General features: G+C 71.1%; 21 protein-coding genes and 2 tRNA genes. 14 read left to right on the top strand and 9 right to left on the bottom strand.

All coding sequences use genetic code 11. From position 1 onward, the window contains the following. Nucleotides 1-62 precede the first annotated feature (62 nt). Nucleotides 63-1,505: an MFS transporter gene (locus AB0I72_RS04370; protein ID WP_358562906.1), complete on the bottom strand. Its 1,443-nt coding sequence runs from the start codon at nucleotides 1,503-1,505 to the stop codon at nucleotides 63-65. Nucleotides 1,506-1,642: 137 nt separating this feature from the next. On the opposite strand from AB0I72_RS04370, the gene AB0I72_RS04365 reads away from it, so the two are divergent. Together AB0I72_RS04365 and AB0I72_RS04360 are read left to right on the top strand one after the other, a co-directional pair. Beyond that, nucleotides 1,643-2,140 carry a DUF523 domain-containing protein gene (locus AB0I72_RS04365; protein ID WP_358562904.1) on the top strand — a complete coding sequence of 166 codons (498 nt, stop codon included), beginning with the start codon at nucleotides 1,643-1,645 and terminating at the stop codon, nucleotides 2,138-2,140. Between the two features lie 195 nt (nucleotides 2,141-2,335). Further along, nucleotides 2,336-2,409 (top strand) — tRNA-Pro (locus AB0I72_RS04360). A 54-nt stretch (nucleotides 2,410-2,463) separates the two neighbouring features. On the opposite strand, the gene AB0I72_RS04355 is transcribed toward AB0I72_RS04360, so the two are convergent. Then, complete coding sequence (locus AB0I72_RS04355) at nucleotides 2,464-3,582, bottom strand: agmatine deiminase family protein (protein WP_358562902.1); 1,119 nt, start codon at nucleotides 3,580-3,582, stop codon at nucleotides 2,464-2,466. Between the two features lie 110 nt (nucleotides 3,583-3,692). Between AB0I72_RS04355 and AB0I72_RS04350 the strand changes: the two genes are divergently transcribed. The 5 genes from AB0I72_RS04350 to AB0I72_RS04330 all read left to right on the top strand — a co-directional run bounded on the left by AB0I72_RS04350 (nucleotide 3,693) and on the right by AB0I72_RS04330 (nucleotide 7,227). Beyond that, the gene (locus AB0I72_RS04350; RefSeq protein WP_358562900.1) at nucleotides 3,693-4,265 is read left to right on the top strand and encodes a TetR/AcrR family transcriptional regulator; all 573 of its coding nucleotides are present in this window, start codon (nucleotides 3,693-3,695) and stop codon (nucleotides 4,263-4,265) included. Nucleotides 4,266-4,793: 528 nt separating this feature from the next. Then, entirely contained in the window at nucleotides 4,794-5,195 is a 402-nt protein-coding gene (locus tag AB0I72_RS04345; protein WP_358562898.1) for an RNHCP domain-containing protein, read from the top strand. 265 nt (nucleotides 5,196-5,460) lie between these two features. After that, the gene (locus AB0I72_RS04340; RefSeq protein WP_358563722.1) at nucleotides 5,461-5,610 is read left to right on the top strand and encodes a DUF6545 domain-containing protein; all 150 of its coding nucleotides are present in this window, start codon (nucleotides 5,461-5,463) and stop codon (nucleotides 5,608-5,610) included. Next, nucleotides 5,607-6,212, top strand: coding sequence for a phosphatase PAP2 family protein (locus tag AB0I72_RS04335; RefSeq protein WP_358562896.1), 606 nt, complete (start codon nucleotides 5,607-5,609; stop codon nucleotides 6,210-6,212). Before AB0I72_RS04340 ends, AB0I72_RS04335 begins: the two co-directional genes overlap by 4 nt. A gap of 229 nt (nucleotides 6,213-6,441) precedes the next feature. Continuing rightward, nucleotides 6,442-7,227 (top strand): class I SAM-dependent methyltransferase, encoded by a 786-nt coding sequence (locus AB0I72_RS04330; RefSeq protein ID WP_358562894.1) that lies wholly within the window; start codon nucleotides 6,442-6,444, stop codon nucleotides 7,225-7,227. 101 nt (nucleotides 7,228-7,328) lie between these two features. On the opposite strand, the gene AB0I72_RS04325 is transcribed toward AB0I72_RS04330, so the two are convergent. Further along, nucleotides 7,329-8,861, bottom strand: coding sequence for an MFS transporter (locus AB0I72_RS04325; protein WP_358562892.1), 1,533 nt, complete (start codon nucleotides 8,859-8,861; stop codon nucleotides 7,329-7,331). A gap of 73 nt (nucleotides 8,862-8,934) precedes the next feature. On the opposite strand from AB0I72_RS04325, the gene AB0I72_RS04320 reads away from it, so the two are divergent. Further along, nucleotides 8,935-9,573, top strand: a complete 639-nt coding sequence (locus AB0I72_RS04320; protein WP_358562891.1) for a TetR/AcrR family transcriptional regulator — start codon at nucleotides 8,935-8,937, stop codon at nucleotides 9,571-9,573. Between the two features lie 387 nt (nucleotides 9,574-9,960). Here AB0I72_RS04320 and AB0I72_RS04315 read toward each other — a convergent pair whose 3' ends face one another. Continuing rightward, a complete protein-coding gene (locus AB0I72_RS04315) occupies nucleotides 9,961-10,188 on the bottom strand; it encodes a hypothetical protein (RefSeq protein WP_358562889.1) in 228 nt (75 codons plus the stop codon). A 193-nt stretch (nucleotides 10,189-10,381) separates the two neighbouring features. Here AB0I72_RS04315 and AB0I72_RS04310 point away from each other — a divergent pair, with 193 nt between their 5' ends. The 3 genes from AB0I72_RS04310 (at nucleotide 10,382) to AB0I72_RS04300 (ending at nucleotide 12,339) form a co-directional block, all read left to right on the top strand. Next, entirely contained in the window at nucleotides 10,382-11,356 is a 975-nt protein-coding gene (locus tag AB0I72_RS04310) for a hypothetical protein (RefSeq protein WP_358562887.1), read from the top strand. Between the two features lie 126 nt (nucleotides 11,357-11,482). Continuing rightward, nucleotides 11,483-12,157 carry an alpha/beta fold hydrolase gene (locus tag AB0I72_RS04305; RefSeq protein WP_358562886.1) on the top strand — a complete coding sequence of 225 codons (675 nt, stop codon included), beginning with the start codon at nucleotides 11,483-11,485 and terminating at the stop codon, nucleotides 12,155-12,157. 108 nt (nucleotides 12,158-12,265) lie between these two features. Further along, nucleotides 12,266-12,339, top strand: a tRNA-Pro gene (locus AB0I72_RS04300). Between the two features lie 132 nt (nucleotides 12,340-12,471). Here the strand turns inward: AB0I72_RS04300 and AB0I72_RS04295 are convergent. From AB0I72_RS04295 to AB0I72_RS04285, 3 genes are all read right to left on the bottom strand, one after another. Then, nucleotides 12,472-13,743, bottom strand: a complete 1,272-nt coding sequence (locus tag AB0I72_RS04295) for an MFS transporter (RefSeq protein ID WP_358562884.1) — start codon at nucleotides 13,741-13,743, stop codon at nucleotides 12,472-12,474. A gap of 4 nt (nucleotides 13,744-13,747) precedes the next feature. Continuing rightward, the gene (locus tag AB0I72_RS04290; protein WP_358562882.1) at nucleotides 13,748-14,863 is read right to left on the bottom strand and encodes a SagB/ThcOx family dehydrogenase; all 1,116 of its coding nucleotides are present in this window, start codon (nucleotides 14,861-14,863) and stop codon (nucleotides 13,748-13,750) included. A gap of 176 nt (nucleotides 14,864-15,039) precedes the next feature. Then, nucleotides 15,040-15,744, bottom strand: coding sequence for a class I SAM-dependent methyltransferase (locus tag AB0I72_RS04285; protein ID WP_358562881.1), 705 nt, complete (start codon nucleotides 15,742-15,744; stop codon nucleotides 15,040-15,042). 629 nt (nucleotides 15,745-16,373) lie between these two features. Here AB0I72_RS04285 and AB0I72_RS04280 point away from each other — a divergent pair. From AB0I72_RS04280 to AB0I72_RS04270, 3 genes are all read left to right on the top strand, one after another. Continuing rightward, nucleotides 16,374-16,751, top strand: coding sequence for a hypothetical protein (locus AB0I72_RS04280; protein ID WP_358562879.1), 378 nt, complete (start codon nucleotides 16,374-16,376; stop codon nucleotides 16,749-16,751). Nucleotides 16,752-16,870: 119 nt separating this feature from the next. Beyond that, nucleotides 16,871-17,554 (top strand): thioredoxin domain-containing protein, encoded by a 684-nt coding sequence (locus AB0I72_RS04275; RefSeq protein WP_358562877.1) that lies wholly within the window; start codon nucleotides 16,871-16,873, stop codon nucleotides 17,552-17,554. Further along, nucleotides 17,551-18,162 (top strand): vitamin K epoxide reductase family protein, encoded by a 612-nt coding sequence (locus AB0I72_RS04270; protein ID WP_358562875.1) that lies wholly within the window; start codon nucleotides 17,551-17,553, stop codon nucleotides 18,160-18,162. Before AB0I72_RS04275 ends, AB0I72_RS04270 begins: the two co-directional genes overlap by 4 nt. Here AB0I72_RS04270 and AB0I72_RS04265 read toward each other — a convergent pair. Further along, on the bottom strand, nucleotides 18,141-19,079 hold the full coding sequence (locus tag AB0I72_RS04265) for a serine hydrolase (RefSeq protein WP_358562873.1): 939 nt from the start codon (nucleotides 19,077-19,079) through the stop codon (nucleotides 18,141-18,143). The two genes, AB0I72_RS04270 and AB0I72_RS04265, sit on opposite strands and share 22 nt — an antisense overlap. Continuing rightward, complete coding sequence (locus AB0I72_RS04260) at nucleotides 19,076-19,966, bottom strand: LysR family transcriptional regulator (protein ID WP_358562871.1); 891 nt, start codon at nucleotides 19,964-19,966, stop codon at nucleotides 19,076-19,078. The genes AB0I72_RS04265 and AB0I72_RS04260 overlap by 4 nt, the downstream gene beginning before the upstream one ends. Nucleotides 19,967-20,013: the final 47 nt, after the last annotated feature.

The following is a 20,013-nucleotide window of genomic DNA, read 5'->3' as shown; positions in this document are numbered from 1 at the left end:
TCCGCGTGTGTCGGGGGCCGTCCGATCCGGGCGGCCCCCGCGCCGTGTGCGCTCCCGCCCGGTCAGGCCAGGCGGTGCACGTTGCCCGGGGCGGCCAGCGCGGTGTCGCCCGTCGGCCGCGGGCGGGGCGGGTTGAGGCGGCCGGTGGGGCGGCGCGGCGGTAGGGGCATGGCCGGGGCCCCCGGCAGCGGACGGTTCGCGCTCTCCCGCATCCGCCACACCACCACGAGCCCCACCGCGCCGGCGCACATCACCGGCCACGCGGGTGCGTAGAGGTCGCCGGTGACGTCGACCAGTGTCTCCGACACCAGCGGTGTGGTGCCGCCGAACAGCGCCACCGACACGTTGAAGCTGATCGCCAGCGCGCCGTAGCGGACGCTGGTGGGGAAGAACGCCGGGAGGGTGGCGGGTGCGGTCCCGGAGAAGTGGACCAGGGTGACGGCCAGGAGCACCACGCCCACGGCGATCGGCACCAGTTCGCCCCGCTGCATCAGCCAGAACGCCGGCAGGGGCAGGGCGAGTGAGCACACGCACCCGGACAGCAGGACGGGTCGGCGCCCGACGCGGTCGCCGAGGCGGCCGACCACGGTGACGGAGCACAGCATGAGCGCCATCGCCGCCAGGGTCAGGGTGAGACCGAGGGCGGTGTCGAGCCCGAGCTCGGTGTCGAGGTAGGTCGGCAGGTAGGCGGTGACCGTGTAGTTGTTGACGTTGAACACCATCACCAGACCCGCGCACAGCACCATGGCGCGCCACTGGTCGACGACGGTCGCGCGGAACTGGCCGGTGCGGCGCGCGCCGTGGGCGTCGCGGGCGAATCCGGAGGTGTTGTGGGTGAAGACGGGAGTGTCGTCGATGCGCAGGCGCAGGTAGAGTCCGGCGGCACCCAGGGGGAGGGCGAGGAGGAAGGGAATCCGCCAGCCCCAGGTGAGCATGGTGTCGGAGCCGAGGGCGAGGGTGAGCACGGTGACGGCGGCTGCGCCGCCCACGTAGCCGCTGACCGTGCCGAACTCCAGCCAGGAGGCCAGGAATCCCCGGCGGCGGTCGGGCGCGTACTCGGTGATGAAGGTCGTGGCCCCGCCGTACTCGCCGCCGGTGGAGAAGCCCTGGAGCATGCGGGCGGTCAGCAGGAGGAGGGGCGCGGCGACGCCGATGGCGGAGGCGGAGGGGATGAGCCCGATCGAGAGGGTGCTCACCATCATGAGCAGCATGGTGAGGGTGAGGACGCGTTTGCGGCCGACCCGGTCGCCGAGCGGCCCGAAGAACATCCCGCCGAGCGGACGGACGAGGAAGGCGGCGGCGAACGTGGTGAAAGTGGCGACGAGCTGTACACCCTGGGTCTGCGACGGGTAGAAGACCGCGCCGATCGTGACGGCGAGGTAGCTGTAGACGCCGAAGTCGTACCACTCGGTCGCGTTGCCGATCGCGGACGCGGCGACGGCCCTGCGGGTCGTCCGGTGGTCGGTGGACAGCGTCGGTCGGCGGCCGTCCTGCTCGTCGGTCACGGTCCCCCCTCGTGGTGCCCTCCTCCGATTATCACCGAGGGTGGCGGATCGCATGCCGTTCGTGGCCTTCGGGTGTGCCTCGCGCGGTGTGCTCGATCTGGCGGGCGGTACCGTGGCGGTGGGAGCGGAGGGGGACCATGCGCAGGGTGCTGATCAGTTCGTGTCTGGTGGGCCGGAAGGTGCGCTACGACGGGCGCGCCAAGACCGTCGCGGACGACGTGCTCGTGCGGTGGCGGGAGGAGGGGCGGCTGGTCCCGCACTGCCCGGAGGTCGCCGGCGGACTGCCCGTCCCGCGACCGCCCGCCGAGATCGAGCCCGGGGCGACCGCCGCCGACGTGCTCGCGGGCACGGCGCGCATCCTCACCCCCGAGGGCGAGGACGTGACCGAGGCGTTCGTCGCCGGTGCGCGTTCGGCCCTGGCCATGGCCCGCGCGCGGGACGTGGCCGTGGCGGTGCTCAAGCAGGGCAGCCCGTCCTGTGGCGGTCGCGAGGTCTACGACGGGACCTTCACCGGGCGGCGGATTCCGGGCGAGGGCGTCACCGCGCGGCTGCTGCGCGACCACGGCATCGCGGTGTTCGGCGAGGACGACCTCGCGCGGGCACGGGAGTACGTGGACGAACTGGATGAGGCCTGATATTCCGCCTCGGGGTGTGTCGCGACCACGGGAACGGCCCGTGTCGCGTGGGGTGCCCGCCGCGGCGGGTGCGGTTCGGGCGCCGGAGCGGCGCGGATCGCGGGCACAGCGCCCATACCGTGGTGCGAGCCGCCCGGGAAGTGCGGTAAGGTTTCACCCGTTGGCGGCACTGGAGACGGTGTCCGGCCAGCGGTACGGGACGTAGCGCAGTTTGGCAGCGCACTTGACTGGGGGTCAAGGGGTCGTGGGTTCAAATCCCGCCGTCCCGACAGATGAGGGGCGTTCACCCAGGTGAGCGCCCCTTTCGCGTGTCCGGGGCCGGCTCAGGTTCGGGGCTGTTGTTGGGTGGCGCAGTGGATGCCGCCACCACCTTCGGCGATGGTGTGGATCTCCAGTTGGACGACCTCGCGGTCGGGGTAGAGGTCGCCGATGATGGCGGCGGCCCGCCCGTCGGCGTCGCGGTCGCCGAATCGGGGGATGAGGACGGCGTCGTTGGCGAGGTAGTAGTTGGCGTAGGAGCCGAGGAAGTCCTCGCCGCGGCGGCCGAGCGTGGCGGGGTCGGGTTCGGGAAGGTCGACGATCTCGAACGTCCGGCCCCGGGCGTCGGTCGCGTTCTCCAGCACACCGCGAGCCTGGTCGTAGGCACGGGTCCACACATCGGGTCCGTCGCCGTCCCAGGCGCGGCTGAGCAGGACGACACCGTTCTCGCCGAAGCGGGCCAGGGAGTCGACGTGGTAGTCGGTGATGTCCCGACCCTTGACGCCCGTGAACCAGATCACCTTGTCGGCGCCGACCAGGTCCTTGAGGGAGTCCTCGATCGCGTCGCGGCTCAGGCCGGGGTTGCGGTTGGCGTTGACCAGGGAGCTCTCGGTGACCAGGAGGGTGCCGTGTCCATCGACCTCCAGTGAGCCGCCTTCCCCCACCAGGGGCGCGTCGACGCGGGGGACGTCGGCGTACTCCAGGACGGCGCGGGCGACCTGCGCGTCATGTCCGTGCTGCTGCTTGCCGCCCCAACCGTTGAAGTGCAGGTCGATGCCGGCCAGCCCTTGGGGGCCCTCGACGAAGGTCGGGCCGGTATCACGCATCCACAGGTCGTCGGTGGCCACCTCGATCACCTCGACCCCGGATCCGCAGGCCCGGCGGGCGGCCCCGGCCTCCTCCGCGGCGGCCAGCATGACCACGGGTTCGAACTCCGACAGCGCCCGGGCGATGCCCGCGATGTCGTCCTGGACGTCCCTGGCCATGTCCTCCCATACCGAGTCCAGCGGCGGCCAGGACATGAACGTGCGCACATGCTCGTGTGTCTCCGCGGGCATGAACCACTCGGCACGCCTCCGCCCGGGTGCGGTCTCCTCCTGGCCCGGGGCGCAGGCCGTCAGCCCCGCGCCGGCCAGGACGGCCATGCCGGCCTTGAGTACGCTTCGCCGCTGCGGTCTGCTCATGACACGGTTCCCATTCTCAGCACGGACATGATCCTGACTGAAATTTCAGTCAGGGGCAACTGTAGCATTGCACCCACCACCACTCCCATCGAACGGAAGGGGACGAATCCGTGTCCGCCCGCCGTACCGTCATCCTGCGAGCCGCCGCCCGTGTCATCGCGCAGCGCGGCATCAGAGGCCTGCGTGTGGAGGAGCTCGCCCAGGAGGCTGACGTGTCGACCTCCCTGATCTACTACCACTTCCGTGACCGGGCCGGGCTGCTCGCCCACACTCTCGACTTCATCAACGCCCGCGCCGAGCATTACACCCACCCGTCCAGCGACCCCGACGCCGACCCCCGCGGCCACCTGGAAGAGACGCTCCTCCTCGAACTCCAGGACACCCCCGCCGTCGTCGAGAACAGCACCGCCTGGGGGGAACTGCGCTCCACCGCCGTCTTCCAGCCGGAACTGCGCCCACAACTGCGCGCCACCACCGACAGCTGGAACGACTACATCGGCGACCTCATCCACAACGCCCAGCAGGCTGGCCACGCCGCCCCCGACGCCTCACCGGAGGAGGCCGCCGCCCGACTCACCGCCCTCGTCGAGGGGCTCAGCAAACGCTGGCTCAGCGGCAGCCTCACCCTGGAACGCGCCCGCCACCTCCTCCGCGGCGCCATCACCGCGGAACTCGCCCCCTGACCCGACCAACCCAGGCGTACTCGTCGTGCATCTGTGCGCGGGCGGGCGAGGCTCGGCCGATCGGTGTTCGGGGTCGGCTTCCTCGGCGAACCAGGCGACCCGGGCAGGCGTTGCGGGCTCTTGCAGACCTCATGGCCGGTGTGGTGCGCACGCCTGGCCTATTCTGGGGTGTCGCCCCGACGTCCGCTGGTGGTCGCAGGGGCGGCATCGACCAGCGGAGCCGAGAGGAGGGTGGCGTGATCCACGCTGACCTGAAGACCACGGGTGCTGCCTGACAGGGGACGACGCCCACGTCAGTGAGACCGGACCCACACCTACCGGTGGCGCGTGGGGAGGCCCGCGCGACGGTGGCCGGGACAGACACACAAACCCGGCCGGACGACGCACCCCCGGGGCACACCGCCCCTGGGATCGGCGTCGACAGGAATCGGAAGTAATCGCCTCCGGCGGTGAATCGCGTCCCTGACCGGTCAAGCCTGGGACCCCCGCAGGGCGGGGGGAGAACGAACGGAACCCTGCGCCTCGCAGTTGAAGATCCTTTTCAACTCGCCGAGGAGCAGCACCATCAGCAGAACAACCGAGAACACCGGCTTCACCTGCGCCCACTGCGCCGCCGCGGTCGCGCCGTTGGCCAACGGCGGTTACCGCAACCACTGTCCGGTGTGCCTGTACTCCCTGCACGTGGACGTGGTGCCCGGAGACCGTGCCCACCGGTGCCGCGCGCTGATGCGTCCGGTGGCCGTGGAGTACCACTCCGCCAAGGGCCACATGATCGTCCACGCGTGCGCGGGGTGCGGTCAGCGCCGCCGCAACCGGGTGGCCGAGGACCCGCACCAGGGCGACGATCTCGACGCGGTGATCGCGCTCATGCACGCGGGCCTGGCTCGCGGTGAGGCGGACGGGGGTCGTCCCTGGCGGTCACCGGTGTGAGACCACCGGCGCCGCGCGGGTAGCCGGACCCGGCCGTCACGGCGCGCCGACCAGGGCGTGATCCCTGGTGGGCGTGGTCGTGACGGCCGGTGCCGTGTTCGGTCGGACCAGCGCCGCGGGCACCCGTCCGCCACGTTCCCGGCCCCGGGGCGTTGGTCCGCCCTCTCGGACACCATCCCATGATGTCCGAGGATCCGATCGTGGACGGATGGGCCGTGATCAGCGGACAGGACCCTGACGTAGCCTTGACCAGGCCGTCCTCACTCTGGACACCCGCCTGCGCCTGCATCGGTACGTCGTCGAGATCGAGGACGGCGCACTCGCACCGCGCGCCTACCGTTCCCGGCCCGTCCGTGGACTCGCTGCGGCTTTCCCACCGCCCACGACCGAACTCCAGGAGCCCGCTCAGCCATGACCGCGACACCGACCCGCACCCCCGTCGACCGAGCGGCCCGCGTCGTCACCGAGGTCTGCGCACCGGGCGTCCTGGTGATCGTCATCCTCCTGGCCGTCGGGTGGTACGCCGCACCCGGACTGATCGGTCTTGGCTGGGGCATCCTGGCCGCCCTGTTCTGCGGCATCGTCCCCTACGGGCTCCTCATCGTCGGCGCCCGGTTGGGGTGGTGGACGGATCACCACGTGGGGGACCGCAAGCAGCGGCTCGTTCCGCTGTCGATCATCCTCGGTTGTGTGATCGCCGGTATCGCGACCCTGCTCGTCCTGGACGCACCCGGGGCGATGCTGGCTCTGGTCGCCGCGATGCTGGTCACCCTGGTCGTCACCCTCACCATCACGGTCGCCGCCCGGTGGAAGGTCTCCGTGCACACGGCGGTGGCCGGGGGTACGGCCGTTCTCCTGATGCTGACCTACGGCTCCTTCACGGCGGTCACGGTTCCCGTGGTGGCGTTGGTGGGATGGTCGCGGGTGCGGCTCGGGGACCACACACCGGCCCAGACCATCGTGGGGGCGGTGCTGGGGGCAACCGTCGCCGGGTTCGTCTTTCGACTGTTGAACTGAACCGGACCTGCTCAGCCGCACTGTCTGTGGCTGCTTTGAGATGAGAAGCAGGGTGCGGCACGGCGTCGCGGGAGACTCCGGTGACCTCGGCGCGTTCCAGCCGGGGCGGGGCGAACGCTTCGGTCGAGGCGACCCGCCAGCAGAGGTCCCCGGCGAAGAACCCCTCACCCGTTATAACCGAAGTGCCGCACGTAAAGTGACGCTTCGAACACGAAGGGAAGGGGCGCCCATGTCGACGAGGACAGTCGCCTCCCTCCACACCAACCGCGCGTCCTGGCTGCACAGGATCCGCTACGCGGTGCGCCATCCGAACCGGATCCTGCCCTACGCGCGGCGTGGCGCACGGGACCTGCGTCTGAGACTGATCCACAGGGACCACGTCGCCTACTACCGGGCGGTGATGGCCTCCGACACCGCACGCGACCCGAAGTCCGCCGTGGGCAGCCACAGCGAGGAGCGGTGGATCGCACTCGGAAAGATGCAGTTCGACTACCTGGTCGAGCACGGGCTGCGGCCGGAGCACAAGCTCCTGGACATCGGATGTGGGAACCTCAGGGCCGGATGGCACATCATCGCGTACCTGGACGAGGGCGGCTACTACGGGATCGACATCTCCCCCGACATCATGATCGAGGCCAAGAAGACACTGGTCGAACACGGGCTCCAGGCCAAGCTGCCCCACCTGACCGTCACCCGGGACCTCACCTTCGACTTCCTGCCCGACCACCACTTCGACGTGGTCCACGCGCACAGCGTCTTCTCGCACTCGCCCGTCGCGGTGATCGACGAGTGCCTGGCCCACGTGGGACGCGTCCTCGCCCCCGGCGGCTTCTTCGACTTCACCTTCGACCGCACCGAGGGGACGGAGCACCACGTCCTGCGGGAGGACTTCTACTACCGGACGAGCACGCTCCTCTCCCTGGCGGAGCGGCACGGGCTCGCCGCCCGGTTCATGGAGGACTGGGAGGAACGGCCGCACGGGCAGTCCAAGATCCGCGTCACCACGCGGGCCTGACGCCGCAGACGAGGACGCCCCAGGCGACGGTCGGACTCGGGCGGTGGTGTTCCTCGACCGTGGGTGGGGTGCCGGTGGAAGCGGCGCCGACCGGGGCCGGGTCAGCGGCGCCCTGCGAGTTCTGGCCGCTCCGGGCGCAGTCCGACCAGGGCCACCGCCGCCAGTCCTACGGTGAGGACGGCGCACACCCACCCCACGGTGGAGAAGGCCGTCGCGAAGGCCGTGCGGGCGGCCGTGACCACCGCTGCGGCGGCCTCTGGCGGCAGCGCTGCGGCGGCCTCCTGGGCCGCCCCGATCCCCTCCCGCGCCGACGCGGCCGTCCCGGCGGTCAGACCATCCGGCAGCAGGTCGCCCACGCGCAGCCGGTAGACCGCGTTCACCAGGCTGCCCATGACCGCGATGCCGAGCGCCACACCGAGCTCCCCACCGGTCTCCGAGAGTGCCGCCGCCGCGCCGGTGCGCTCCTCGGGCGCGGACGCGACTACGAGGTCGGTCGTCAGCACCGTCGTCGGGCTCAGTCCGAGCACGGCGAGGGCGCCGCCCGTCACCAGAGGCCACAGTGGACCGGCCGGATCGGCTCCGGTCAGGAGCAGGTAGCCGGTCAGGGAGAGCACCGCGCCCCCGGTCACCACGGCCGCCGCTCCCCAACGGGAGGCCAGGGCGGGCGCGGCGAGCGATCCGGCGATCGCGGACAGGGCGATGGGCGCGGTGAGCAGGCCCGCGCGCAGCGGGGACATCCCGGCGGCGGACTGGAGGAACTGCGGGACCAGGAAGTTCACCGCGGTGACGGTGAAGACGCCCACGACGAGCAGGGTGAGCGCGGAGCGGAAGCTCCGGGACCGGAACAGGGCGGGGTCCACCAGCGGGGACGTGACGACGCGCTGCCGGCGGACGAAGACGGAGCCCAGGACGAGTCCCGCGGCGAGAACCACCGCGTCGACGGCCTCCGGCCCCGAGTCGACCAGCGCCTTGAGCCCGTACACCAGGCAGAGCACGGCCGCGATCGAAAGGACGACGCTGACCGCGTCGATCCGGGCGCTGGACGGGGCGTGGCTCTCCGGAAGCAGGACGGGGCCGAGGAGGACCACGACCGCCATGATCGGAACGGCGACGAGGAACACCGAGCCCCACCGGAACACTTCCAACAGGGCGCCGCCGACGAGCGGGCCCAGGGCCACGCCGACGGAGAACGTCGTCATCCACACCGCGACGGCCGTCGTGCGCTGGCGTTCGTCGCGGAACATCGTGCGGATGAGGGCGAGCGTGGACGGCATGAGGGAGGCGCCCGCCGCTCCCAGGGCGGCGCGCGCGGCGATGAGCGCGAGGGGGTCGCTGGCCAGGGCCGCCCACAGCGACGCGGCGGCGAAGGCGGTCGATCCGATGAGCAGGAGGCGTCTGCGGCCGATGCGGTCACCGACCGAGCCCATGGTGACGAGCAGGCCGGCGATCACGAATCCGTAGACGTCCATCGCCCACAGCCACTGGGCGGGCGTGGGATCGAGGTCGGCGTCGATGTGGGGAGCCGCCAGGAACAGGACGCTCGTGTCGATGGCCAGGACGAACAGCGGCAGGGTGAGCAGTCCGAGCCCGAGCCACTGGCGCCGGGTCGCTCGTGCGGGTACGTGGGTCGGCATGGTTGCCCTCGGCGTTCAGTTTAGATACGATACGGATCGAATCGAATCCTAGGTCGGGAGGGACGGGGAGTCAATGGGTCAGCGCTCCGTCGCGGGCGGACGGCCCCGCGACACGCACATCGACTCGGCGGTGCTGGACGCGGTGTCCGAGCTCCTGGAGGAGGACGGATACCGGAGTCTGGCGATCGAGAAGGCGGCCCGCCGCGCCGGGGTGAGCAAGGCGGCGGTCTACCGGCGCTGGCCCAACCGCCAACTGCTCGTCCTCGCCGAGCTGGAGCGGCGCATGGGTGACGTCGAGCCGCCCCGGTCCGGGTGCACGCTGTGCGACCTGGACGAGGCGCTCGCCCTCTTCGCGCGGACCTTTCGCTGCATGGGCCCGGAGTTCCTCACCCCGCTGCTCGCCGACTGCTCCGGCGACGAGGATCTGCACCGCCGGTTCATGGAGACGCTCTTCGACCCGCCGCGGGCCGCGGTCCGCGACACCCTGGAGCGGGCACGCGACCGGGGCGACCTGCGCGACGACGTCGACCTGACCCTGGCGGTCGACACCCTGGCCTCCCTGATCCACTACCGGTTGCTCTTCGGGCACGCGCCCGTCGACGGTCAGGAGACGGCACGGGCGGTGGCCGTCCTGTTGCGCGGCCTCGCGCGCGACTTCGCAGCGTTGAAGGCCGAGGCCGCGGCGCACGCCGGGGCCGCGCACGGCGGCTAGGTGTACTGACCTGAGAGGTTGGTGACGCGGGAGGCGGGAGGGCCGCCCAGACCGCGACGAAGGATCCGAGGACCGAGCCGCCGCCGAGCACCCCCGCCACGAGCCCCACGGCCTCGGGGCCGAGGCCGTGCCCGCGCACCCGGAGGGGCAGCGCGATCGTCGTCACCGCCGTGTCGACCAGGTTGGTCACCATGATCATGACGACGAGCGTCCGCAGGGTCGGGTCGCCCCACACCGCCCTCCAGCCCGCGTGCAGGCGGGGCAGGTAGCCGCCCTCGGCGTCGGCGTCCCCTCCTGGACGGGGCCGGGGGACCAGCGCCGCGAGGACCACTGCCGCGAGGACCATGAGCGCGCCGGTGAGGAACAGCGCGGACAGGGCGCGGCGGCTCACGTCCGGTTCCGCGCGTCGGCGGGATCGGGGCTGGGGAAGGCGGCGAAGTGGACCCGGACGACGCGGCTGCCCGGCGCCTCGGCGTCGGCCCGTGCGCCGGGCTCGCGAGCGTACCGGTCGAGGAGCGCCCGCACCGGGTGGCCTGGTCGGGCGGCCGACTCGTCGGAGCGCGCCGGGCTCCGTAGGGTGGACACCGCCGCCGTTCCGGCGTTCCTCCAGGTCACGGCTCGCGCGCTGAGCTGCGTGGATATTCCCGGCATTAGGCATATGACGCCCGTATCTCGTATGGTCTGCGGAGTACCCCTCGCCCCACAGGCACCATTCCGTGAGCCGACGTGCGCGGAGGGAGACGGATCCCGGCCCCCGACCTCCTCACCCACGCGCGGGTTCGCCAGCGGTACCACTCATGGAGCTGACATGACTCGCAAACCCGGAACGCCCTCCGTCCGGCCCCCACGCGGCACCCGCCTCGTCGCGGTCGCCCTGTGCGCGGCGGCGGTCGTCGCCGTCCCCCAGGCCGCCCACGCGGACCCCGAGGACCTCGACATCGACGAGCTCAACGCCCGCGCCGAGGAGCTGGAGGAGACCTACGACGGCGAGCTCCTCCAGTTCGAGGAGATCGAGGAGCGCGCCGAGCGGGCCCAGGAGGACCTGGAGGAGGTCGAGGGGGAGCTGGAGCGGTCCCGGTCCGGAGTCGCGCGGATCGCCGCCGGGCAGTACATGGGCACCGCCTTCGACCCCACGCTGGACGTCGTGTTCAGCAGCGAGCCCGAGGAGTTCTTCACGGACGTCGCCATGGTCGAGCAGGTCGGCCGGAGCCAGGCCGGTCAGATCTCCCACCTGGTCGCCCTCCAGGAGGAACGCGCGGAGATCGCGCGGGAGGCCCAGGACGAGCTCACCGAGGCTCAGGAACTCATCGAGGACCTGGAGGGCCAGCGCGACGAGGTCGAGGCCCTCATCGAGGAGTACGAGGCCCAGCAGGTCCCCGAGGCGCCCGCGACGCCGACCACCGGCACCGTCCCGGACAGCGTGCGCGGCTGGGGCTTCGACGGCGCGACCCCGCGCATGGCGGCCATCCGCGACGAGGTGATCCTCAACGTGGGCGTCCCCTACGAGGTCGGGTGCGCCCGCAACAGCAACGACGACCACGGGTCGGGGCAGGCCTGCGACTTCATGCTCGCCGTGATCGGCACCCACCCCTCCGGCGGGAACCGGAGCGTGGGCAACCAGATCGCCCAGTACGCGATCGACAACGTCGACCGGCTCGGCGTCAAGTACGTCATCTGGGAACAGCGGATCTGGCACGCGCAGAACCGCCAGTGGGTCGCGATGAACGACCGCGGCAGCGTCACCGAGAACCACTACGACCACGTGCACATCTCGTCGTACTGACCGTGCCGGGCACGGCCGGGTGTGGTCCGCCCGGAGCCGGGTAGCGGTCTCTACAGGAGCCGTTCGACGAACGCGGTCGCGTCCGGCACGGCCGGACGCGCGGCGCTCCGGGAGGGGGAACCCGCCATGGCCGAGCACGAGGTGGCCGTGGAGACGGCCGGGGTGTCACTCGGCGGGAACCTGGCGACGCCCGACGCGCCCTCCGGCGTGGTGGTCTTCGCCCACGGGAGCGGCAGTTCGCGGCACAGCCCCCGCAACCGCCTGGTGGCCTCCGTCCTCCAGGACAGCGGGTTCGCGACGCTGCTGTTCGACCTGCTGACCGAGGCCGAGGAGCGGATCGACCGCATCACCGCCGAGCAGCGCTTCGACATCGACCTGCTGACGGGACGGCTGTCGGGCGCGGTGACCTGGCTCCGCGGGCGCGAGGACACACGGGAGCTGCCGGTCGGCCTGTTCGGGGCGAGCACGGGGGCCGCCGCCGCGCTGCGGACCGCGGCGGACCACCCGGACCTGGTCGGCTCGGTCGTGTCCCGAGGGGGCCGCCCCGACCTCGCGGGCGCGGCGCTCACCCGCGTGCGCGCGCCGGTCCTGCTCGTGGTCGGGGGAGCCGACCGGCAGGTGCTGGCGCTCAACGAGATCGCCGCCCGGCGGCTGGGCGGTCCGCACGAGGTGCACGTCGTCCCGTACGCCACGCACCTGTTCGAGGAGCCCGGGGCGCTCGACCAGGTGGCCGACGCGGCGGCGGACTGGTTCGCGCGCACCCTGGTCGAGGAGGACGCCGCGGGGGAGGGGGCGGAGTGAGCCCCGCCCCACGTGCCCTCACCGGGGGCTGAGCGGTTCGAGCGCGCTCGGGGATGCGATAGGGTTTCACCTGTTGGCGGCACCGGAGGCGGTGTCCGGCCAGCGGTACGGGACGTAGCGCAGTTTGGCAGCGCACTTGACTGGGGGTCAAGGGGTCGTGGGTTCAAATCCCGCCGTCCCGACAGATTGAGGGGTGCTCACCCAGGTGAGCGCCCCTTTCGCGTGCCACGCCAGCGACGCCGAAGAACGCGGGACACACCACAACGCGGAGAGGCCCCCTGGGGAGGCCGTGCCGAACCCGGGTCGGGAGTCGGTCACACCGCGGCGCGCTCCGCTCCCTCCCGGAACACGCGGCCGAACACCACAGGTGCTGCCACGAGCAGGGCTCCTCCGACGACGAACGGCGTGTGAAGCCCGAACCCTCCCAACAGGCCGCCGGCGAAGACGCCCAGGAGGACGGAGGCTTGGGCGAGGAGCATGCGGGCCATGGACGCGCGCCCCAGAATCGGCTCCGGCGTCACCGCCTGAAGGATGGAGACGGCGCTCACGGAGATCGTCGTCGCCGCCAGGCCGAACACCCCGAGTGCGAGGGCTCCCACGACGACGTCGGGAAAGAGTCCCATGGTCAGCAGGACCCCGCCCCCGAGAACGTGGGCGACGACGAGCAGGGGTCCGTGGCCGCACCACCGTCCCAACGGAGCACACAGGAACGAGGCCGCGAGCGCGCCCACCGCGGACACCATCGTGTAGACCCCGAACAGTGCTTCCGGAACGCCGAGGGTCCGGGTGACGTAGAGCACCAGGATGGCCGACACCCCGCCGGTGGCGAACCCGGAGACGGCGGCGGCCACGGCGAACCCCCGTTGGACGCGGTCGTCCCTGACGTATCGGAGCCCGTCCAGCGCCTCGCGGGTCAGTGAGGAGCGTTCCGTGCCCGGCGTCCGCTCGCCTTCGTCCTTCCCCTCCCCGCCGAGGGAACGGGCCGCGACCGGCACGGAGAGCAGGAACAGTGCTCCCACCAGGTAGGCCCCCGCGTTGAACAGCAGCGCCGTCCCCGTGGACAGGGCGAACAGCAGCCCCGCGAGCGGGCCGCCGAGGAAATCCGAGGCCACCACACGCGTCCCCTGCAGGCGGCTGTTGGCCGTGATCAGGAGGCTCCGCGAAACCAGCGCCGGGAGCAGCGCGCGGGCCGAACCGTCGTGGAAGACCTCGCAGACCGCCAGGGCGAAGACGAAGAGGCACAACCCCCAGACGGGGACCGGACCGAACCAGGAGACCACCGCCAGTACACCGAGCAGCACGCAGCGCAGGACGTTGCCGATGATCATGGCGTGGCGCTTGTCGATCCGGTCGATCAGCGCCCCGGCGTGGAGGCCGAACAGCAACCAGGGAGTGTAGGCCGCCACGGTCAGCATCGACACCGCGAGGGGGTCGGAGGTCAGGGCGGCGGCCATGAGCGGGAAGAGGGTCAACAGGACGCCGTCGCCGAGGTTGGCCGACGTGTGTCCGACCCAGAATCGGTGGAAGGCTCCCCCCAACCCCACCACCGACGGATCGTCCTTGGCCTGTGAGGAGTCGATGTCCATGCGCCTACTCGAACCGGGCTTTCCGGGAGCCCTCCAGGCTCATCGGCGGGTGGGAGAACACCGCGTCCCCGTTGGCGTCCACGGCGGGGACACCGGCGGAGAGGACGTACAGCGCGGTCTCCCGGACCCCGTCGACGCCCAGCAGCTCCTCGACGGCCGAGTCGTTGAAGGCAGCGGTCTGGAAGGGGCCCAACCCCAGTGCCGTCGCCGTGAGGGCGAAGGTCTGGCCGAGGTGCCCGGAGTTCATCAGCATGACCCGATAGGCGCGCGGGTGCCGGTACTTGAAGCTCAGGCGTGCGACGACCGAGGTCAGGACCACGGAGAAGGGCGCTTCGCCCACCCCTGACTGCGAGTCGCACGCACGGGTCAGACGGTCCCGGAACTCGCCCTCCTGGAGCAGCTCCAGGGAATGCTCCCGGACGTTGTAGTGGTATATCCCCGGAGCGATCCCGGCTACGTCGGTGATGACCGTGTACGCCTCCAGTTCGTGACGGGCGCCGCCGGCGGGGCTGGTTCGCAGCATGAGGGCGCCGAACTGCTGGGCGTCGATGAAGTCCTTCACCCCGAAGGTCATCGCCATGAGGGTCGAGAAGACCTCTCGTCCGACAGGCGCGTCAACGAAGTCCCGATGGGTTCTCCTCCGGTAGAGGATCTCCTGGTAGGAGTGGCCGGGATCTTTCAGATATCGGGGGAGAAAAATCCTGTCCGCGTCCTTGTACTCCTTGAAAACGGGAGGAGACGGGTCTTTTGTGATCTCCTCCCGAACCTCATCGGTGCTCTCCGTGAAAGGAGCGTCCCTGGTGGAGAAATGGAAGGAAAGACCTTCCTTTCCCCATGGTGCCCAGGCGTCGAATCCCGCTGTGTGGTCTCCGACCTCACCCTGCTCCTCGGATTCAAGGAACCCGAGGGATGCAAGGGTCGCCACCGCACTGTCCAGGACGTTTTCATCCAACTCCAGGTCCTGCGCGACGTCAGACACGGATCGCAACTCGGAAAATCTGTAGAGGACGCTCGCAGTGATCGGGTCGGTGCTGATTTTGATCTTCGTTATAGGGTTCTTGACAAAGAAACCAGATGCATCCCAGAAGCATTCAAGGTGCTTGGCTGACCTGTACTTCAATGTAGTGCTCCCTGGAAAAATGAGGAGGCCGGGCCCGCTCGGGGACCGACCTCCTCGGGTTCCATGCTAGCTGGCGCTGAACATGATGATGATGGTCAGCTCTTCGACGGGCTCGATCTTGATCATGACCTTCTCCTTAGCTGTTGGAACCAAGCTCCAACGGGGGGTTTCCGTGGTTAGTCCACGGAATCTGCACGCCGGGCGACGTACAGAGCCTTGGGGTGTCTTCCGTTGTCCAGGCCGTCCTCCAGGGCCCCTGCGTGGAAACCTCGGACGCAGACGAACTCCAGACCGGCCGAGGCGATGCTCTCGAGGATTCGCTCGTGGGTCAGGTGACGCAGCCGGTGCCGTGTGACGGAACGCTCCCAGAGGTCGGTCTCCACCCGCGCGAAGGAGTCCACCTCGAGGTCGATGGCCCCGCCGGGGGAGAAGTCGGCCGGCGCCAGCGGTGAGAAGGAGATGAACCCGTGGTCGGATCTGCGGATGTTGGGAGCCTGGGAGAGCACGCGGAAGGACAGTTCGGTGTTCACTTCCACGATCAGAAGACCGGTGGGAACCAGCACCCGCGCGGCCTCGGCGAAGGCCGCGTCCAACTCCTCGTCCCCGGAGAGGTAGTGGAACACCTCGCCCGCGGAAATTGCGGCGTCAAATTTCCCGGACGGGAGGGGAAGATCGGCCAACCCGCCCACGAGGAAATCGATCCCCTGCGTCTCCTCTTTGCTCTCGGCGGCCGACACCATCGCGGGAGAGAGGTCGACGCCGGTGACCCTGTATCCGTTCTTCTGCAGTTCCACAGAGCTGTTGCCGGTGCCGCAGCCGAGGTCGACCAGTCGTTCTCCGGGAGCGCCGAACTCTTTCAGGAGATCGCTGAACAGGTTCATCCAGCGGTGGTAGTCGGAAGTTCTCGATGTCGCGTCATAGTGACCGGCAAGCCCTTCATAGGCTTCCAGTGGAGACGTCGAGGGGGGATGAGCGGAAATATTCGGCCTCCAAATTCAACCCTTGGCTGATTGGGTAAAAAATTATGGTGGGCGCCATCTTCAGTCAAGGATCTGGCCACATTCGGACAGCGGTGGAACGGTCGTGCGTCCGAACTCGTGTGGGCCGGCGAAGAACCACCAGGTCACTACCGGGAGTCGAAAATCGAAGCCGGCGCGGGACTCCGGGCGGTTGGGGCGAAACCAAATACCGTGCACCCCTGTTATGCGAACGTGACTCGACTTGGTTATCCGTCGGTCCCTCGTCTCGGTCCGGGACCCCGGAGTTCTCGAGGCCCGCCGCGGAGCACGTGAATGCCGGACGTGAGCTGAGCGCGAGGTTATGACCGGAAATGCACTGGTGGACCCCGCACGCCTGGGGTTCGCGCTTGCTTTCCCGAGATACCGGAAGGCATCAGGAGAGAGAGGGGTCCGCGTACGGACGTCCCCGCCGCCGTCAACGTGTGCGTCGTCCGGAGAACTCACCGCCACCCGGTGCGGACCGCCACCGGGTCGAGACTAGGGTTTCCGGTATGGACGGGCGCACCCACACACGACGACAGCGCACCCTCGCGGTGCCGCTGGTCGCCCTGGTGGTCATGTGCTTCCTGTGCGCCCTGTGCCACAGCGCCGCCCCCGAGCCCTCGTCGCTCGTGGTCGCGGACTGCCCCGACCAGGTCCAGGAGACCGTCGAGGCCGCCGCCCCGACCGCACCGCACCCGTGTGAGGCCGGCGAGGCCCACGGGCTGACCACCGCGTCGCCCCTGTTCCTCCTCGCGCTCGGTGTCGCCCTCACCCTCACCCTCCTGCTGGCCCCGCGACCCGGACCGGTGTCGCGCGCCGACTCCCACCGCCCGTCGGCCCCGCACGGCCACGGGCTCCTGACGCTGCTCTGCGTCCAGCGGGTCTAGGACACGGACCGCCCGCCCCCGCCCCACCGGGGGTGTCAGCCATGCCCGCCACACGGGCGTGGCCTCCGACGTGACCGACGGGCGTGCCCGCGCACGCCCCCTGACCCCAGGACATTCGCATGAGCAAAAACCTCGGCATCACCCTCGCCCTGATCCTCGTCGCCGCCCTCGGCATCGGCCTCCTGGCCTTCCTCGACGACCGCGACGCCGACGCCCCGGCCGCCGACCCCGTCGGCGCCGATCCCACCTCCGTTCCCACCGCACCGGCCGAACTGCTGGTGCGCGAGGACAGCCGCTACCTCGACCGGGTGGAGGAGTCCCCCGTCACGGTCGTGGAGTTCCTCGACTTCGAGTGCGAGGCCTGCCGCGCCCAGTTCCCCACCATGGAACGGATCCGCGAGGACTACGACGGCCGGATCAACGTGGTGATCCGCTACTTCCCGCTGCCCGGGCACACCAACTCCGAACCGGCCGCCGCCGCGGTGGAGGCCGCCGCCCAGCAGGGCGCCCTGGAGGAGATGTACGCCCGGATGTACGAGACCCAGGCCGAGTGGGGTGAGTCCCAGGAGTCGCGGGCGGAGGTGTTCGTCGGCTTCGCGGAGGACCTGGGCCTGGACATGGACGAGTTCCGCCGGACCATGGAGTCCGACGAGACCCGGGACCGCGTGCGGTCGGACTTCGAGGACGGCGTCGCCCTCGGCGTCCAGGGCACCCCGACCATCTTCGTCAACGGGCGGCTCGCCCCGAGCATGCCCGGCCGCGACGTGCTCTCCGCGATGATCGACGCGGAGCTGGCGGGATGAGCGCGCCCGGCTCCGGGGTCACCGTCATCAGCCGGGCCCTGCCGTGGCTGCTCACCCTGGGCGGCGCCGTCGGGCTCGCCGCCTCGGCGGCCCTGCTCGTGGAGAGGATCCGCGTGCTCGCCGACCCCGGGCACGTCCCCTCGTGCAGTATCAACCCCGTCCTCTCCTGCGGCACCGTCATGGCCACCCCGCAGGCCGAGGCCTTCGGCGTCCCGAACCCGATCGTCGGCGTCGCCTGCTTCGCCGTGGTCACGACCGTCGGCGCCGCGCTCCTGGCGGGCGCGGAGCCGCGCCGCTGGTTCTGGCTGGGGCTCCAGGCCGGGGTGGTGTTCGGGGTCGTCTTCGTGCACTGGCTGATCTTCCAGAGCCTGTACCGGATCGGCGCCCTGTGCCCGTACTGCATGGTGGTGTGGGCGGTGACCGTCCCGCTGTTCTGGTACGTGACCCTGCACAACACGCGCTCCGGCCACCTGCCGGTGCCGACCGGGGTCCGGCCCGCGGCGGAGGTCCTGGCACGCAACCACACGGTCGTGCTCACGGTGTGGGCGCTGGCGATCGTCGGCGCGGTCGGCCAGGCGTTCTGGACCTACTGGGCGACCGTGCTGTAGGTCCGGGGCGCCGACTCCCCGCCGCGCAGGTGGTCGCGCAGCGCGCGGGCCACCCGCGCCATGAGCGCGTCGGCCTCGGGCTGCACGACCGCCGACACCTCGGACTCGGTGAGGGCGGCCACGGCGAACGCCTGGCCGTCCTCGTGCTCCACGACGCCGATCTCGTGGCGCAGGTGGAGGAGCGTTCCCGTCTTGGAGGACCACCGCGTGGAGTCGGAGGAGAAGTCGGGCGCCAACCGGTGCCGCAGCACGTTGGCGCCCATCAACTCCCGTACGTGCGCGGCCACCTCGGCCGGGACCGTCGACGGCGTCCACAGCGCCGCGAGCAGGTCGACGCACGCCCGCGCGGACGCGGCGTTGGTCCGGGTGACGTCGAGCTGGGGGACCGGGTGGCCGCGCCCGGCGGTGCCCGCCCTGATCGCCAGCGCGTGGGCGAGGTGGGCGTCCGCCGGGTCCAGGTGGTCCTCGGGCGTCTCCCGGAGCTCGCGGATCGCGTGCCGCACGGTGACGCCGCCGATCCCGAACTCCCGCAGCACGCGGGCCACCTCCGCGGGCGGCACCCTCTCGAACAGCAGGTTGGCCGCCTTGTTGTCGCTCAGGCAGAGACTGAGGTAGATCAGGTCCTCGACGGAGATCCGAACCGGGTGCCGGAACCGGCTGAGCCCGAACGGCCCCGCGACGCCCGCGTCCTCGGGGCGGACATCCACGGGTTCCGCGCCGTCGAGCCCGCCCCGCCGGACCAGCTCCAGAACGGCGATGGCCAGGGGCACCTTGACCACGGAGGACACGGGATACTCCAGGTCGGGCTCGATCCCGATCTCCCGTCCGTCGGCCAGGTCCCGGACCAGGAACGATCCGCGCAGGCCGCCCTCGTCGAGCTCCCCGCGCAACTCCCGCACCAGGGCCGTGTCGCTCATCCGCCGTCCTCCTCCGTCGCTCGGGCGCCCAGGCAGCGCGCGATGTCCTCGCCCAGGGTCTGGCGGATCCGCGCCGCCTCGTCCCCCGTCACGGCACGCAGCTCGTAGCCGCGCACGAGCCGCGGTCCCCCGACCGGCCGCCAGTGCAGCCCCAGCTCGGCCGCCTGGGCGCGCGAGCACAGGAGGAGGTCGCGCGACCCGAACACCTCCGCCGCGGCCGCGGTCAGCGCCGAGGCGACCGTGACCTGCGCCGGACGCAGCCCGACCGTGTCGCGCACGCGCAGGATCCGGTCGCGCAGGTGCGGCACGTCGTCCTCGGGCTGGATCCACACCCGCCGGGGCGGCGTCCGGTCCGCCCGCCCCGCACGCAGCGATTCCAGGTGGACCGTCCTGGCGCGTGGCTCCTCGGCGCCCGCCAGACCTAGGGGCACCGTCCACCGCGCCTCGTCCTCGGGTACCTCGGTGACCGCCGCGCGCACCTGCTGGGTGCGCAGCAGCTCCGCCCTCCGCTCCGGGGGCGCCGGGTGGAAGTCCAGGTGCAGCCCCCCGCGGCGGGCCGCCGCGTCCAGCCGGGCGAGGTCCCGGGTGGCGCACAGGTCGGGGACGGCCAGCCGGACGGGGGCCAGCCGGGCGCGCTCCGCGTCGTGCTCCATCGCCTCGGCCAGTTCGACCAGGCGTCGGGCCGACGGCAGCATGTCCCGGCCGAACTGGGTCAGGGCGGCGCCGCGGGCCGACCGGTCGAACAGTCGCGCCCCCAGGTGCCGTTCCAGGGCGGCGATCCGGCGGCTGGCGACGGGCTGGGGGACGCGTGCCGCCGCCGCGCCGAGGGTGAAGCTACCGCGGTCGCTCACGCTGACGAACGCCCGGCAGGCACCGACGAGGTCCATGGCCACACAGTATGCCGACATCGCATGGAAACCGTCGTTCGCGTCTT

The organism is Nocardiopsis sp. NPDC049922 (assembly GCF_040660275.1).
Taxonomy (GTDB): Bacteria; Actinomycetota; Actinomycetes; order Streptosporangiales; family Streptosporangiaceae; genus Nocardiopsis.
This window is presented reverse-complemented; position numbering and strand designations above follow the sequence as displayed.

Bases quoted from the DNA above. Each gene is read 5' to 3' on its own strand.
- AB0I72_RS04365 (WP_358562904.1), top strand. From the start codon at position 1,643: ATGCGCAGGGTGCTGATCAGTTCGTGTCTGGTGGGCCGGAAGGTGCGC.
- AB0I72_RS04355 (WP_358562902.1), bottom strand. From the start codon at position 3,582: ATGAGCAGACCGCAGCGGCGAAGCGTACTCAAGGCCGGCATGGCCGTC.
- AB0I72_RS04335 (WP_358562896.1), top strand. From the start codon at position 5,607: ATGACCGCGACACCGACCCGCACCCCCGTCGACCGAGCGGCCCGCGTC.
- AB0I72_RS04330 (WP_358562894.1), top strand. From the start codon at position 6,442: ATGTCGACGAGGACAGTCGCCTCCCTCCACACCAACCGCGCGTCCTGG.
- AB0I72_RS04325 (WP_358562892.1), bottom strand. From the start codon at position 8,861: ATGCCGACCCACGTACCCGCACGAGCGACCCGGCGCCAGTGGCTCGGG.
- AB0I72_RS04320 (WP_358562891.1), top strand. From the start codon at position 8,935: ATGGGTCAGCGCTCCGTCGCGGGCGGACGGCCCCGCGACACGCACATC.
- AB0I72_RS04310 (WP_358562887.1), top strand. From the start codon at position 10,382: ATGACTCGCAAACCCGGAACGCCCTCCGTCCGGCCCCCACGCGGCACC.
- AB0I72_RS04305 (WP_358562886.1), top strand. From the start codon at position 11,483: ATGGCCGAGCACGAGGTGGCCGTGGAGACGGCCGGGGTGTCACTCGGC.
- AB0I72_RS04295 (WP_358562884.1), bottom strand. From the start codon at position 13,743: ATGGACATCGACTCCTCACAGGCCAAGGACGATCCGTCGGTGGTGGGG.
- AB0I72_RS04285 (WP_358562881.1), bottom strand. From the start codon at position 15,744: ATGAACCTGTTCAGCGATCTCCTGAAAGAGTTCGGCGCTCCCGGAGAA.
- AB0I72_RS04280 (WP_358562879.1), top strand. From the start codon at position 16,374: ATGGACGGGCGCACCCACACACGACGACAGCGCACCCTCGCGGTGCCG.
- AB0I72_RS04275 (WP_358562877.1), top strand. From the start codon at position 16,871: ATGAGCAAAAACCTCGGCATCACCCTCGCCCTGATCCTCGTCGCCGCC.
- AB0I72_RS04270 (WP_358562875.1), top strand. From the start codon at position 17,551: ATGAGCGCGCCCGGCTCCGGGGTCACCGTCATCAGCCGGGCCCTGCCG.
- AB0I72_RS04265 (WP_358562873.1), bottom strand. From the start codon at position 19,079: ATGAGCGACACGGCCCTGGTGCGGGAGTTGCGCGGGGAGCTCGACGAG.
- AB0I72_RS04260 (WP_358562871.1), bottom strand. From the start codon at position 19,966: ATGGACCTCGTCGGTGCCTGCCGGGCGTTCGTCAGCGTGAGCGACCGC.